The sequence below is a fragment of the Paraburkholderia sp. EG286B genome, from assembly GCF_040965655.1.
Lineage (GTDB): Bacteria > Pseudomonadota > Gammaproteobacteria > Burkholderiales > Burkholderiaceae > Paraburkholderia.
On the sequence record NZ_JBFRCF010000001.1, the window covers coordinates 357,479 to 370,464 of the forward strand.

Annotated in this window: 15 protein-coding genes; 11 read left to right on the plus strand and 4 right to left on the minus strand. The window is 61.9% G+C overall.

Annotated elements, in window-relative coordinates; all coding sequences use genetic code 11:
• Positions 1-296 precede the first annotated feature (296 nt).
• A complete protein-coding gene (locus AB4Y42_RS01560) occupies positions 297-1,085 on the minus strand; it encodes an SDR family NAD(P)-dependent oxidoreductase (RefSeq protein WP_368688222.1) in 789 nt (262 codons plus the stop codon).
• 110 nt (positions 1,086-1,195) lie between these two features.
• Here AB4Y42_RS01560 and AB4Y42_RS01565 point away from each other — a divergent pair, with 110 nt between their 5' ends.
• A complete protein-coding gene (locus AB4Y42_RS01565) occupies positions 1,196-1,753 on the plus strand; it encodes a TetR/AcrR family transcriptional regulator (RefSeq protein WP_368688221.1) in 558 nt (185 codons plus the stop codon).
• A 131-nt stretch (positions 1,754-1,884) separates the two neighbouring features.
• Here the strand turns inward: AB4Y42_RS01565 and AB4Y42_RS01570 are convergent, their stop codons facing one another.
• Positions 1,885-2,220: a DUF4148 domain-containing protein gene (locus tag AB4Y42_RS01570; RefSeq protein WP_368688220.1), complete on the minus strand. Its 336-nt coding sequence runs from the start codon at positions 2,218-2,220 to the stop codon at positions 1,885-1,887.
• Positions 2,221-2,470: 250 nt separating this feature from the next.
• On the opposite strand from AB4Y42_RS01570, the gene AB4Y42_RS01575 reads away from it, so the two are divergent.
• Both AB4Y42_RS01575 and AB4Y42_RS01580 read left to right on the plus strand, forming a co-directional pair.
• On the plus strand, positions 2,471-3,865 hold the full coding sequence (locus AB4Y42_RS01575) for a selenium-binding family protein (protein WP_368688219.1): 1,395 nt from the start codon (positions 2,471-2,473) through the stop codon (positions 3,863-3,865).
• 14 nt (positions 3,866-3,879) lie between these two features.
• The gene (locus AB4Y42_RS01580) at positions 3,880-4,521 is read left to right on the plus strand and encodes a hypothetical protein (protein ID WP_368693173.1); all 642 of its coding nucleotides are present in this window, start codon (positions 3,880-3,882) and stop codon (positions 4,519-4,521) included.
• A 9-nt stretch (positions 4,522-4,530) separates the two neighbouring features.
• On the opposite strand, the gene AB4Y42_RS01585 is transcribed toward AB4Y42_RS01580, so the two are convergent.
• Complete coding sequence (locus AB4Y42_RS01585) at positions 4,531-4,947, minus strand: SDR family NAD(P)-dependent oxidoreductase (protein WP_368693400.1); 417 nt, start codon at positions 4,945-4,947, stop codon at positions 4,531-4,533.
• A 21-nt stretch (positions 4,948-4,968) separates the two neighbouring features.
• Here AB4Y42_RS01585 and AB4Y42_RS01590 point away from each other — a divergent pair, with 21 nt between their 5' ends.
• From AB4Y42_RS01590 to AB4Y42_RS01620, 7 genes are all read left to right on the plus strand, one after another.
• Positions 4,969-6,729 (plus strand): recombinase family protein, encoded by a 1,761-nt coding sequence (locus AB4Y42_RS01590; RefSeq protein WP_368693174.1) that lies wholly within the window; start codon positions 4,969-4,971, stop codon positions 6,727-6,729.
• A gap of 268 nt (positions 6,730-6,997) precedes the next feature.
• Positions 6,998-7,267 carry a hypothetical protein gene (locus AB4Y42_RS01595; RefSeq protein WP_368693175.1) on the plus strand — a complete coding sequence of 90 codons (270 nt, stop codon included), beginning with the start codon at positions 6,998-7,000 and terminating at the stop codon, positions 7,265-7,267.
• A gap of 12 nt (positions 7,268-7,279) precedes the next feature.
• Entirely contained in the window at positions 7,280-7,537 is a 258-nt protein-coding gene (locus AB4Y42_RS01600; protein ID WP_368693176.1) for a hypothetical protein, read from the plus strand.
• Positions 7,534-8,832 (plus strand): AAA family ATPase, encoded by a 1,299-nt coding sequence (locus tag AB4Y42_RS01605; RefSeq protein ID WP_368693177.1) that lies wholly within the window; start codon positions 7,534-7,536, stop codon positions 8,830-8,832. Before AB4Y42_RS01600 ends, AB4Y42_RS01605 begins: the two co-directional genes overlap by 4 nt.
• A 171-nt stretch (positions 8,833-9,003) precedes the next feature.
• Positions 9,004-9,381, plus strand: coding sequence for a hypothetical protein (locus AB4Y42_RS01610; protein ID WP_368693178.1), 378 nt, complete (start codon positions 9,004-9,006; stop codon positions 9,379-9,381).
• 70 nt (positions 9,382-9,451) lie between these two features.
• Entirely contained in the window at positions 9,452-9,733 is a 282-nt protein-coding gene (locus tag AB4Y42_RS01615) for a hypothetical protein (protein WP_368693179.1), read from the plus strand.
• A gap of 140 nt (positions 9,734-9,873) precedes the next feature.
• Positions 9,874-10,986 carry a phage major capsid protein gene (locus tag AB4Y42_RS01620; RefSeq protein ID WP_368693180.1) on the plus strand — a complete coding sequence of 371 codons (1,113 nt, stop codon included), beginning with the start codon at positions 9,874-9,876 and terminating at the stop codon, positions 10,984-10,986.
• A gap of 118 nt (positions 10,987-11,104) precedes the next feature.
• Here the strand turns inward: AB4Y42_RS01620 and AB4Y42_RS01625 are convergent, their stop codons facing one another.
• Positions 11,105-11,812, minus strand: a complete 708-nt coding sequence (locus AB4Y42_RS01625) for a DUF2971 domain-containing protein (RefSeq protein ID WP_368693181.1) — start codon at positions 11,810-11,812, stop codon at positions 11,105-11,107.
• Between the two features lie 192 nt (positions 11,813-12,004).
• Between AB4Y42_RS01625 and AB4Y42_RS01630 the strand changes: the two genes are divergently transcribed.
• A complete protein-coding gene (locus AB4Y42_RS01630; protein ID WP_368693182.1) occupies positions 12,005-12,481 on the plus strand; it encodes a phage terminase small subunit P27 family in 477 nt (158 codons plus the stop codon).
• The last annotated feature ends 505 nt before the right edge of the window (positions 12,482-12,986 follow it).

Sequence of the window (12,986 nt, forward strand, 5' to 3'; positions counted from 1 at the left end):
GGTACAGGGCGCCGCGCGCCCGCGCGCCAGGAATGGCCGCCCGCGCCCCCATGCGGGCGGCTCGCGAAGAACGCGAGCGCCGGCGCGCAGCTTGCCGCGAATCGGGAAATCGCGATATCGGAAACCGCTGAAATTGCGAACGGGCTAAAGCGAAGGGAGGACTGCGGGGAAGAGGCTAGCCGGGCTTGCGGACGCGAGCCGGTGAGAGTGGGAGTGAGGATGCGCTGGGACGGCGGCCGCGCCTCGCGGCTCGCCATGGACCGCGGGCGACCACTGGCCGCCCGCAATACATCGGACTACATGGCTTCGCGGTACCGCGCCGCCGGCTGCGACTGGCCGAAGTTCGCGAACATCGCGGACCGCGCGGCTTCGTAATCGTCCCACTGCTGCGCGTCGGGCAGCGGCGGGATCGTCACCGTCTCGCGCCGGTCGAAGCCCACGAGCGCCGCGTCGACGAGATCGTCCGCTTCCATCACGGCCGGTAGTGCATTCACGTCCTTGCCGGAGCGCTCCCAGATTTCGGTGCGCGTGGCGCCGGGTACGACGGCCTGCACGTACACGCCCTTGCCGCCGAGTTCCAGATTCAACGACTGCGAGAAATACAGCACGAACGCCTTCGTCGCGCCGTACACGCTCGAACGAAACTCGGGTGCGAGGCCAATGACTGAACCGATATTCACGATCGCCCCCTTGCCTTCGCGCGCGAAACGCGGCGCGACCGCGGCGGCGAGGCGCGCAACCGCCGTGACGTTCAGACCGATGAGGCCGGCCACGGCGTCCGGGGCCTGTTCGACGAAGGTGCCCGGCAGGCTCGCACCCGCGTTATTGATCAGCACACCGATGCGTGCGTCGTCGGCGAGGCGCGCCTCCAGCAGCGCAAGGTCGGCGTGCGAGGCCAGATCGGCGCGCACGACTTCCACGTTCACGCCATCGCGCTCGCGCAGGCGCGCCGCGAGGTCTTCCATGCGGGCGCGATCGCGCGCCACCAGCACGAGGTCATGACCGCGCTTGGCGAAACGGTCGGCGTAGACGGCGCCGATGCCCGTGGACGCGCCAGTGATCAGGACAGCAGGTTTAGCAGACATCGAAACTTCTCCTTGGGGATTCCGTTTACATGATGAACGTCATGTAAACGGAATCATGATGACCATCATGTATAATGTCAAGCGTCGAATGATGGAAAGCGGAGAGAACAATGAGGGTCAGTCGCGAACAGGTGGAAATGAATCGCCAGCAGATCCTGCAAGCCGCCGGCCGGCTCTTTCGCGAGCGCGGCTACGATGCGGTGACCGTCGCGGACGTGATGAGTGCCGCCGGGCTGACGCACGGCGGCTTCTATGGCTATTTCAAGTCGAAGGACGAGTTGATCGCGCAAACGCTCGCCCACGTCTTCGCCCAGGGCGAAGGCGGCGATTCCGATCTGGTTCGCTATGCGGCGCGCTACCTCAGTGCCGAGCATCGCGACAACGTGGCGGACGGCTGTCCGACCGCGGCGCTCGCCGCCGAAACCGCGCGGCAAACGCCGCAAGCGCGCGCCGTCATGGCGGCCGGTCTGGAGCGTCAAATCGAGCGTCTGAGCGGGGGGATGAATGGCGCCGGCGCCGCGGTGGCGCGCCAGGCGGCGATCGGCGGCTGGGCCGCGATGGTGGGTGCAGTCGTGCTTGCGCGGCTGTGCGACGATCCCGCGCTATCGAACGAGATCCTCGAGTCCACGCGCCTGTGGATAGTCGAGCGTGCGGCGCCGCGAGACTGAGACTGAACGTGGCCGCTCTGTGTGCCGCATGCGCAGGCGGGAAACGAATCAGCCCGCAACGGTGCGCCTTCGCACCGTTGCGGGCCGATAGTCATCATGCGGCATGAATCGGCTTCCTGCCGCCGTAAAACTCAATGCGCGTTATATACCGGCGGCGAATAGCTGCTAACCGCGCCATCGGTACGCGCACCGCTTTGCGACGAGCCACTCGTAGCCGGACCATAGCCGGTTGCCTGCGCAACGGCCCCACCGTTTTGTGCGTTCACTCGCGCCTGGGCTTGTTGCAGATCCGCGGGATAATACAGATCGTTCACCGAGGGACGATAACCCGCGGCTTCGAGCTGCTTCAGCTCACTACGCACCTGGGCACGCGTCACAGGACCATTGGTGCCTTGCGACTGTGCAAACGAAATGGCCGGCACTGCCAGCACGGCAGCGATCGCAACGGCCTTGATGAGCGTTCTCATGACTAACCTCCAGTAACTTGAAATCGGCGCAGTTGCTTGTCTGCATCCGTTGAGTACAAGTCTAGGAACGTTGGCCTCGCGAATAAATGCTGCAAAAGCGAATTTACTATTCCCGCAGCGCACCTAATCGGCTTTCATTGCTTCAATGCATAAGCTTCTATCCGGATGGAATATGGAACACGTATGCGACGCACTGTGCCACTCTGATGCATGATAGGGGCTCTTCCGAATCTTCGATGAGGGGGCAGCAATGGCGACGTGGCAACCGGACCCGACCTTCTACCCGTCTGCGCGCATGGCAGGCGAAGCCCCGCCGGAGACCCTGGCATACGTCGCCAGCTTCGATCCCACGCGCAGCGTGCCCGATTCGCTCGACGTGGTCGATCTGGACCCGCGCTCGCCGGAATTCGGGCGCATCGTGCATCGGCTGGCAATGCCCAACGTCGGCGACGAGCTCCACCATTTCGGCTGGAATGCCTGCAGTTCGTGCCTGTGCCCCAACGCCCCCCACGCGCATACCGAGCGCCGCTATCTCGTCGTGCCCGGGCTGCGCTCCTCGCGCATTCATATCGTCGATACCCGGCCTGACGCGCGCCGCCCGCATATCGCGCGCGTGCACGAGCCCGAGAGCGTCGCGCAGCGCGCGGGCTACACGCGTCCGCACACCGTGCATTGCGGGCCGGATGGCATTTATGTGACGTCGCTTGCGAACGCGCAGGGCGAGGCGCCCGGCGGCGTCTTCCTGATGGATCACGAGAGTTTCGACATTCTCGGCCAGTGGGAGATCGACCGCGGCCCGCAGCAGCTCGCCTACGACGGCTGGTGGCACCTCGGCTACGACACGCTCGTGACGAGCGAGTGGGGGCTGCCCGCGACCTTCGAGAACGGCCTCGTGCCCGAGGTCCTGCTCGGCGGCCAGTATGGCCATCGTTTGCATTTCTGGGATCTGCACACGCGCCAGCACAAGCAGGTGCTCGACTTCGGCGCCGAAAACCAGCTCGTGTTCGAGCTGCGCCCCGCGCACAACCCCACGCGGCCCTACGGTTTCGTGAACTCCGTGATCAGCCTGAAGGACCTCTCGGCCTCGATCTGGCAGTGGTATCTCGACGGCGACCAGTGGGCCGCACGCAAGATCATCGAAATTCCAGCCGAGCCGGCCGATCCCGAGCATCTGCCGCCCATGCTCAAGGGATTTGCGGCCGTGCCGCCGCTCGTCACCGATATCGCGCTCTCGCTCGACGACCGCTTCCTCTACGCGGCGTGCTGGGGAACGGGCGATTTGCGCCAGTATGATGTGTCGGACCCTGAGAATGCGCGCCTGACGGGTTGCGTGCGCATCGGCGGCATCGCAGCGCGCGCGGCGCATCCGTTCGCGCCCGAACGCGCGCTGAACGGCGGCCCGCAAATGGTGGAAGTGAGCCGCGACGGCCGGCGCGTCTATTTCAGCAACTCGCTGTATGGTGCGATCGACGCGCAGTTCTATCCCGAAGGCATCGACGGCTGGATGGTGAAACTCGACGCCGCGCCCGAAGGCGGGCTCGAATTCGACGAGCGCTTCTTCGTCGAATGGCCGAAGTCGCACCGGCCGCACCAGATCCGGCTCGAAGGCGGCGACTGCTCATCCGATTCGTACTGCTACCCATAAGCGCGGAGCACGATATGGAGGAGGTCTTCGGCGCGCACTGGGGCGCCTGGGCAGCCGTGGTGGGCAGCGGCGTCTTTCACGGCGTGAATCCGGCGATGGGCTGGCTCTTCGCGACCGCGCTCGGGCTGCAGCGCGGCAGCCGCACGGCGTTGCTGCTCGCCTTGCCGCCCATCGCGCTTGGTCACGCCGCGTCCATTCTGCTATTCACGAGTTCCACGGCGGCGCTGGGCGCGCATCTGCCGGGCGCGGCGCTGCACGGGTGCCTGGGCGCACTCCTGATCGCGTGGGCCGCATGGCAGTACGCGTATGGGCATCGGCACCGCGTGCGCGTGGGGATGACCGTCGGCTTTGCCGGGCTTGTGGCGTGGTCCGCGTTAATGGCCACGCTGCACGGCGCGGGACTCATGCTGATGCCCGCCATGCTGCCGCTGTGCGGTGGGGCGGGCAGCGCGGCGGGCCTTGCGAACCCGCTTGCGCTTTCGTTTGCGTTCACCGCGCTGCATACCGCCACGACGCTCGCCACCACGGCCGTCATCGCGCTGCTCGCCTACGAGTATCTCGGTCTCGGCGTGCTGCGGCGAGGCTGGATCAACTTCGACTGGCTCTGGCGCGGGACGCTCGTGGCAACCGGCACGCTGATGATCGCCACGGCGTGAGCCGCCGGCTCAACTCTTCGCCGGATAGTCCGTGCCGAGGCTCGACTCGCGCCACGCCTCGATATCGGCAAGCGCCGCGCGCAAGCGGTTCGCCACCGCATCGACGCCGAATGCACCGAGCACGAGATGCCGCGGCGGCTTGTCGGTTTCCGTGATGCGTATCATCGCCTGCGCCGCGCGCACCGGATCGCCCGGCTGATGCCCGCTGCCTTGCGCCGTGCGCTGCATGCGCGCGCCCGCCGTTTCGGCGTAGTCGTCGATACGGTTCGCCGTTTGCACGAGCGAGCGGCCTGCCCAGTCCGTGCGAAACGGCCCCGGCTCCACGCAGGTCACCTTGATGCCGAGCGGCGCCACTTCCGCCAGCAGCGAATCGGAGAAACCCTCCACGGCGTGCTTGCATGCGGATACCCAATGTATATACTCGATTCAACCTCTTGGAGGTTCCCCATGCTCATGAAAACCAAGCCACAGAAGGCTCTGGCCCGCCCGCCACGGGTTTACACCTACGCCCGTTTTTCCAGTGCCCAGCAGGGCGACGGCAGTTCGATCGCACGGCAGGATGCCTATGCCGAGCGATGGGCGAAAGAGAACGGCCTGACGCTCGACCGCTCGTTGCGCATGGAGGATCACGGCAGAAGCGCATACAAGGGCGCTCACCTGCGCAAGGGCGGCGCACTCGGTGCGTTCCTGCATGAGATCGAGACAGGCAACGTGATTCCCGGCGATGCGTTAATCGTTGAAAATCTCGACCGTCTGAGCCGCGCTGAACCGCTCGATTCGCAGGAGCTTTTCGGGCGCATCGTGCGTGCGGGCGTCTCGATCATTACGAGCAATGATTCGCAGGCGTACTCACGCGAGACGCTGCGCGCAAACCGCGCGTTGCTGCTTGTCGTGGATGCCCTGTGGATGCGCGCGCACGACGAGAGTGATTCGAAGTCGCAGCGCATACGCGGCGCATACCGCGCGAAGTGCCAGCGTTGGCTCAAGGGCGAGCGCGGTTTTCTCATCGGCGCACCGCGCGCGATCAGTTCGAAAGGCACCATCGCCAATGGCACCGATCCATGGTGGACGCTTTACAACCGCGAAACGAAGCGCTTTGAACTAGTTGAGCCTGCAACTAGTGCCGTGCGTCGCGTGCTAGCGCTGTACCGCCAAGGCTACGGCTCGATCGAGATTGCGCGGCGGCTCAAGGATGAAGGCCTGGCGTTGAGCGAATCGTGGCCAGTCTCGAAAGTCCAGCGCATCATCGCTACGCCCGCGCTCATGGGCGTGAAAGTCGTGCTGGCCGATGGCGAGCGTTACGAGTTGCCCGGCTACTATCCCCCGATCATCACGCCCGCAGAGTATGACGCGTTGCAACTGCTGGCATCGAAGCGCGGCATCCGTAAGGGCAAGGGTGAGATACCGGCGCTTGTCACAGGCACGAAGCTCGCGCACTGCGGCTTCTGCGGCTCCCCTCTCGTCTCGCAAAACGTTCGCGCCACAAAGGCCAACGGTGATGAATACGTCAAGCGCAGGCTGCGTTGCGCGCATGCCTACGCCCGCGGCGTGAAGTGCGAAGGCGACGTCGATAGCTGCAACGCGGAGATCGTTGAGCGCGCACTCTTCGACTTTGTTGGCGTTCAGGCAAACCTTGATGCGCTGCTCTCCGTTGAGGATTGCACAAGCCCGGAAATGCAAAAGCTTGCCGACAGGCGCGCCGAAGTGATATCGCTTGAAGCGAAGCTGGCGCGTTACGAAAAGCGCATGCAGGATGAAGATGATCCGCTCACGCGCACCGAACGCAAGGTACTGGCCGACACTGAGACGGCGTTCGAACGCGCGGTGCAGGAAGTCGCGCGGCTTGAACGTGAAGCCTCAATTGACACACACCGCAAGCCGAGCACTGCGCGCCAGTGGGCAAAGCTTCGCAAGGCTGCGCTCGATCTCGACACCGATGCGCGCATGCAGGTGCGCAAGATGATCGTGGAGACTTTCTCGCGCATTGATGTGTGGCTGCGCATTCCCGGAACGGTTGCCGGATACGAGGGCCTCGACACAAGCAAGTGCATCGGCATGCGCGTTGTTTCGCGACACGGTGTGGCCCGACACCTGGTGATCAATCGCCGCGACGGTGAGTGCATCGTGATTGAAGATGCCAATATCGAAGGGATCGAGAATCGTGCGCTACCACGGGTAAACTCGCGCGAGCGTGCCGCCACCGCGTGAGCGATCACTGCACCTCACGACGAATGCCCTTCACGACGAATGCCCCTCACGGGGCATTTTTTTTACCTGGGATTTACCCTCGAAAGACATTGTAAGAAATTGATCTTAATTGATCATTTCACGTCGATTAATTGATCTTTTATGGTCGGTGCAATGATCGCCCGTGCCGAAATAGTTTCCAACTATTTCCACCGCAATCGCCGCGCGAATATTCTGCAATTGTGATTAAAAATCCCGGCAGTGCCTTGGGGAGGTTGCAATGAGCGTTGTGAATATTTTGCCCGATGGCCGCACGGATACCAAGGGCGCGGCCCTTTATTCGGGATACACCGTCAAAACACTTGCCATGTGGCGATCACAGGGGAAGGGGCCGCCGTTCGTGAAGCGTGGCCGCGTGTGGTATTTCATCGCGGATCTCGATGCGTGGCTTTGCGAAGGCGCTTCGCGCGGCGCGACAAGTGCCGCCGAGGGGAAGCGCGAGCGGCGTGCGCCGCGGTCTGCAAAGTGCGATGCCGGGACAACCGCGAGCGGCGCATGAGAGGAGGCGCACATGAAGACAAGAAAAGAAGGCCCGCTCGCGGCGGGCCCAATGGATACGAGCGAAAAACGCACCCATCGTAAGCCGCGCTTTAAATCTCCGCAAGCGCTACGCGCGTGGTTTGAGTCGCGCATAGCGCGCGAGCTTTCGCGTTGCTGTGCATTCATGAGCGAAGCCGAGTGGGTTGAGCACTGCGCGTGGATTGAGGAAAACGCCCGCGCTTCGCTGCTCGATGCGCTGCGCGCACGCGCTGATCGGGGTGCGTTATGACCGCCGAGCCTGATGTGAAAATCGATGCTGACGCAACCAAATATGCCGACCTGATCGAGCGCAACGAAACGCGACGCGTGCAGCAGTTGAATGCCGAACAACGCCTTTACGAAGCGAAGCGAAAAGAAAGGGCGAATGGTCATGCATTCGAACTGCCTGAAGAGAGCGACGGAAAGCGCGAGGCGTTGCCGATGATCTTCGCGCGTGATGTGCTGGGCGTGCCTGAAAGTCCGCCGCAGATCGTTGAGGACCTGATCTGCCGCGGTGAAACCGGCCTTGTGTGGGGTGAGCCTGAAGCAGGCAAATCGACGTGTGCACTGCATCTGGCTGCGTGTGTGGCAACAGGCACGCCCTTTCTCGGGCAGCGCACGGTGAGGTGCGGTGTGCTATATGTCGCGCCTGAAGCGGCGGGCGTGCGTCAGCGCCTGCATGCGCTCATGCGCCACTACGGGCACGACGATATGCCGCTCGCGATTGTGCCCGCATCAATCGACCTGTTTGCGGGCGTGGTGGACGTCGATCGCATTGTCGATGCGGCTCACACGCTTGAGGAGCAAACGGGCGTGGAAGTCGGGTTGATTATCATCGATACGCTCGCTATGTCGATTGGCGATGCCGACGAAAACGCGTCGCGTGATATGGGCAAGGTGCTGCGGAATTTGCAGAACATTGCGCAGGCAGCACGCGCTGCAACGCTCGCGGTGCATCACGCAACAAAAAACGCGCGAGGCGAGTATCGAGGGTCCTCTGCGATTCGCGGTGCGATCGATGTGGAGATCGAAGTCACACTCGATGAAGCCGTGGGCGTGCGCGTGCTCACCGTGCGCAAGCAGCGCGACCTTGGCACGACTGGCCGCAAGTTTGCCGCGAAGTTTGTCCCCTTCGAGATCGGGGTCGATCAGTGGGGAAAGCCGCAAACCGCGAGCGTGATCGAAAGCGCCGATGCGCCGCTACCTGGCCCGCGCACGCCGAAAGTGACCGGCCCGAAGCTCTCACGCCACGCGAAAAACGCGCTGTCGATCTTCGATGAACTGTTTGCCGCCAAGGCTGAAGTGCTTGCAGAGACCAGCATTGCCCCGCGTGGCGTGAAGGGCGTGAAACTCGACGACTGGCGCGCACGCTATTACCATCGTTTCGCGACCGAAGCCACCGACGATCCGAAAGAGGCCAAAAACCGGCGCGAAGCCAAGCGCAAGGAGTTTGATAGAGCGCGCGATGATTTGTACGCCGAAAACATCCTGCGCGCGAATGGTGTGCACGCCTGGCGCATGGGTCGGACGAAGCCGGATGCTTGACCGTGATACGGGGGGGGACGGACAACGGACAGACGGACACTTTCTAAAGAAAGTGTGTCCGTCCTGTCCGTTTTGTCCGCACCCTTCCCCAATCGGACACGGCGGACAAGTGCGGACATTTGTCCGGTTTGTCCGTTTTGTCCGGTGCTTTCAACAGTGAAAGGAAATGCCATGAGCCACCTGGAAAAATTCAGCGACGCGCAACGCGTCGCGCTCGATCTGCTCTCGGACGCTTTCCGTATGTACTGGCACACGCCGCTGGATCAGGTGCATGTGCCGGACCCTGCGCGTTTCGCGCTCGATCTCCACACCGCCGCGTGCGTGGTGATCGACTCCGAAGCGGCGCGCCTTGAACTGGCACGCCGGGCGTATATCGCGCTCATGAGTGCAGGCGTGCCGAAGTCAGACAGCGCCGACGAATCCACCATGCGTGAGGCTTACCACAACCACAACGCGCAATCGCGATGGGCCCAGGAGGTGATCCACTGGCTAGGCGATTTCATGGGTCATCTGCAGGACGAAGCAACGCAGTCCGGCGCGCTGCATTGACGCTGCGACGTTGGTCGCGCGATCATGCAAGCGAATCGTGCGACGAGCGCAAACCTGCCGGAGCGACGCAATGGACGAGGCAATGCGGTTTTACTCAAACGTGCTGCGCGTGAATCGTGAGGCGGTGCAATTCGTGTGTGAAGCGCTCGATGATGCAACCAGTGAGATCGTTGCTCACGCCATTGAATGTGGCCAGCGGATCATCCTGGTCACGGACCAGAGTGGCCTGCTGGTTGCGCTATGTGACTGGCGCACAGGACAAAGCGCGGCGCTCGGCTCGGTGAATGCGCGCGACGGCAGGGAGCGAATCTATCAGTTAAGGCATGCAGGTGAGTTACCGAAGAACGGCTGAAAACCTGCCGCACTGCGCTCGCGCGTGATGCGATGAGACAGTGAGGGTGACGCGCAAGGCCGCGCGTGCGCTGACTGCGTGATGCAGTGCCTCTAGCGAACGACCGAAGTGGCCAACGAATGTTTGAAGGGGACTCCGAAATGGACCTCAGTGAAATCAAGGCGATGCTCGATTCGTCATTCGGTGATATCAAGACATTTCAACGCAAGCTTGAGGATCGCATCAAGGCCGCGGAGGTTGGCCTGATCGATCTCGGACAACGCTTCGCTGGCCTGGGCGAAGGCGGTATCGTGCGCGGCAGCGATGCCCGCTCGATGGCCGCGCTCATTCTCAAACACGATGCGCTCGCAACGTTCCGCGCAGGAGCGCGCACCGTGCGCGCCGATGTGCCAGACCTCGATGTGAAGGCCGCACTGCTCTCGACCGTCGCCGATGCGGGCAACGGCTATCCGGTATTGCCGCAACAGGTTTTGCCTGCACCGCTCAGGCCGCCGCGCCTGTGGGCTGCGCTCGCAAGCACGCCGACCGGTTCGAACGCGCTGCAGGTGATCGACATGAACCCGGAAGGCGGTGCGGCGGTGGCCCCTGAAGGCTCGACCAAGCCTGAGCTTGTCAACAAGCCATCACCGCGCCTGGTCCCGGTCGATACCATCGCGGTACACAAAACGTTGAGTTGGCAACTGTTCGAGGATGCACCTGCACTGGAAGGATTTTTGCAAAGCGAGCTTCTCGAGTCCTGCAACGATGCGATGGATGCCGCATGCGTGGCCGCGCTCGAAGCCAACTCGACCGAGTACACCCCTGCCGCAGGTGGCACCGTGATCGATGCCGTGCTCAACGTGATCGGCGCAATGTACGGGGCGGGAGGCAATGGCATCGTGGTTGGCCTGAACCCGCTTGACTGGATCGGCATGCTCACCGCGAAAGACTCATCAGGCGCGTACCTGGTGAACCCGTTGCAAGGGCTCATCAATGGCGTGGCGGGCGCAACCATCGCACCCACCAACGCTGTGCCACAAGGCGAGTTTGTTGCGGCGGCGAGTCCGGCAGGTGCATTCGTGGCACTGCGCAAAGGTTTTGCGTTCGAATGGTCGCGTGAACATGCTAGCAACTTCACGCAAAACCTCATCACGTTTTTGATGGAGATGCGCGCCGCGACCGTTGTGCAGCAGGTGAAGCTGGTCTACACGGGCTCACTCATGCCCGCTGGCACGAAGGTGACAAGCACAAGCACCAAGCCCGCAACGAAGTGACTGCGTGTGCCTGTGCGATGTTTGATGGATGGTTTGCGCCGTGCCCGGTACTCCTGCCGACGCGGCGCTCCCTTTTTAGCATATCAGTCATGTACGATTACTTATGGCAAGTGGGCGGCTAGACCGCTGGACTAGAACTTGTAAACTCAAGCGAAAAATGACCTGCTTGCAACGCTGCCTGCAAGAACTGGATGCGGGATTCAGAAGGCGCTAGTCTGCGAATGATTTTCTTGGCTGCTTCACTGGTGCGAAGTCCGAAATACACGGCCGTCAGTTTCCCGGGAATGGCATGCATCTCTCCCTTCGCCTGCGGTTTGTCTGTAATACGCAAAGTTCTCCACTCTTCTTCATATTTCCAGTCTGCGCTCTTGGTTAGGAAGACAGCATCTTCAATTTTGAAAGAAAGCGCGCCGGCATTAGGGTCACCTGCCGGAAATCGCTCAACCTTTTCCAGCACCGGCTGTGATTCGCTATACGTGATAGGGAAGAAAGTCTTCTTATGAACATCATCAGGGATGTCATATTCAAGGCAAATTCCTCTGTGATTCTCTGCATAGTGAGCCCACAACAGAAGATTGTCGTTGCGCTTACTGAAGCAGCAGACGCGAAACTTCTGGATTAAGGCATCGAATGCAATATCGTTCGACCTGTTGACATATATCCCTTCAAACGGATCATTAAGCTCGGAGTATTTCGAGTACCACGCTCGCTCTTCGGCAATCTCACTGAAGGTATTCGTGTTGATCTGTCGGTATCGGTAGAGCTTCATGATGAGGATTTTGATGAAATCTAACGTCGAAAGTTGAATGACAGCTAGGTTGTCCATCTAAGACGAAGTGCTAATGTATCTCATGTCCGCTTTGGGTTGGCAAGGGCAGCCCATTCCGCCGAAATTCGTGAAGAACCAAAGTTTCGGATCGAGGGGCTGGGGAGGGGCGGAGCAAAAGTTGGATCGGTGCGCGCGAAAACACCTGACACTTTTTCTCGCTGCGCGCCGAAATTTTCGAAGGGGGTTGCCATGGCCAGGCCACGCAAACCCGTTGCGCTTCACGTAGTCGAAAAGACTTTCCGCACCAACCGGCACGGCGCATCGACACGCGAGCCGCGCGAAGTGCCTGGGCCGCCAGCATGGCTTGATGCCACGGCACGCGCCGAGTGGCGGCGCATGGCGCGCATTCTGGCGGGCATGGGTGTGCTCACACCGCTCGATCGCGGCGCACTGGCCGCGCTGTGCATGGCCTTCTCGCGCATGACGCAGGCCGAGCGCGCATTGATGCATGCCGCCGAGCGCGACAAGGTGAATGGCGGCATGGTCGCGCATGCGGCTAATGGCGTCGCGTTTCCATCGCCGCTTGTCGGCATTGCCAACCGCGCGGCGGCGCTTTACCTCAAGCTCGCGCGCGAGTTTGGTTTGACGCCCGCATCACGCGCGAGCATCGGCATGCCTGATCCGCCACTACCCAAAAAGGGCGATCGCACCGAAGGCTATTTCTGACACGCAACGCCAGGCGCAAAACTTCAAAGCCGAGCGCCGCGCGGGCGAACTCCTGCTTGTCATGCCGAAAGCCGAAGGGGGCAGGCCAATTCAGAAAACCGGTTCTCTTGAGGAACCGGTTATTTCCACGCTTGCTGATCACGGCATCACAAAAAAGCAGTCGATGAAGTGGCAACAGCTTGCGAGAATGCCATGGCACTTGAGGTGTACGCACGCCAGGCGCAAAACTTCGAAGCCGAGCGCACTGCCGCTGAAATCCGGGTGCGGGCCGAGAAGCAGGCGGGCAAGCTCCTGCATGCAATGCCGAAAGCAAGCGGCGGTGAGTATGGTGGCAAGGGAGCAGCCTTAGATGGTTCCCGCGCGGCACCATCTAAGGCAACGCCGAGACTGGCCGATTCAGGTATCAGCAAAAAACAATCGTCGCAATGGCAGGAGCTTGCACAGGTGCCGGATGAAACTTTCGAAGCGGCCATTACGGACAAAAGCGAACCCATCACCGCGCAAT

Bases quoted from the DNA above. Each gene is read 5' to 3' on its own strand.
- AB4Y42_RS01560 (WP_368688222.1), bottom strand. From the start codon at position 1,085: ATGTCTGCTAAACCTGCTGTCCTGATCACTGGCGCGTCCACGGGCATC.
- AB4Y42_RS01565 (WP_368688221.1), top strand. From the start codon at position 1,196: ATGAGGGTCAGTCGCGAACAGGTGGAAATGAATCGCCAGCAGATCCTG.
- AB4Y42_RS01570 (WP_368688220.1), bottom strand. From the start codon at position 2,220: ATGAGAACGCTCATCAAGGCCGTTGCGATCGCTGCCGTGCTGGCAGTG.
- AB4Y42_RS01575 (WP_368688219.1), top strand. From the start codon at position 2,471: ATGGCGACGTGGCAACCGGACCCGACCTTCTACCCGTCTGCGCGCATG.
- AB4Y42_RS01580 (WP_368693173.1), top strand. From the start codon at position 3,880: ATGGAGGAGGTCTTCGGCGCGCACTGGGGCGCCTGGGCAGCCGTGGTG.
- AB4Y42_RS01590 (WP_368693174.1), top strand. From the start codon at position 4,969: ATGCTCATGAAAACCAAGCCACAGAAGGCTCTGGCCCGCCCGCCACGG.
- AB4Y42_RS01600 (WP_368693176.1), top strand. From the start codon at position 7,280: ATGAAGACAAGAAAAGAAGGCCCGCTCGCGGCGGGCCCAATGGATACG.
- AB4Y42_RS01605 (WP_368693177.1), top strand. From the start codon at position 7,534: ATGACCGCCGAGCCTGATGTGAAAATCGATGCTGACGCAACCAAATAT.
- AB4Y42_RS01610 (WP_368693178.1), top strand. From the start codon at position 9,004: ATGAGCCACCTGGAAAAATTCAGCGACGCGCAACGCGTCGCGCTCGAT.
- AB4Y42_RS01615 (WP_368693179.1), top strand. From the start codon at position 9,452: ATGGACGAGGCAATGCGGTTTTACTCAAACGTGCTGCGCGTGAATCGT.
- AB4Y42_RS01620 (WP_368693180.1), top strand. From the start codon at position 9,874: ATGGACCTCAGTGAAATCAAGGCGATGCTCGATTCGTCATTCGGTGAT.
- AB4Y42_RS01625 (WP_368693181.1), bottom strand. From the start codon at position 11,812: ATGGACAACCTAGCTGTCATTCAACTTTCGACGTTAGATTTCATCAAA.
- AB4Y42_RS01630 (WP_368693182.1), top strand. From the start codon at position 12,005: ATGGCCAGGCCACGCAAACCCGTTGCGCTTCACGTAGTCGAAAAGACT.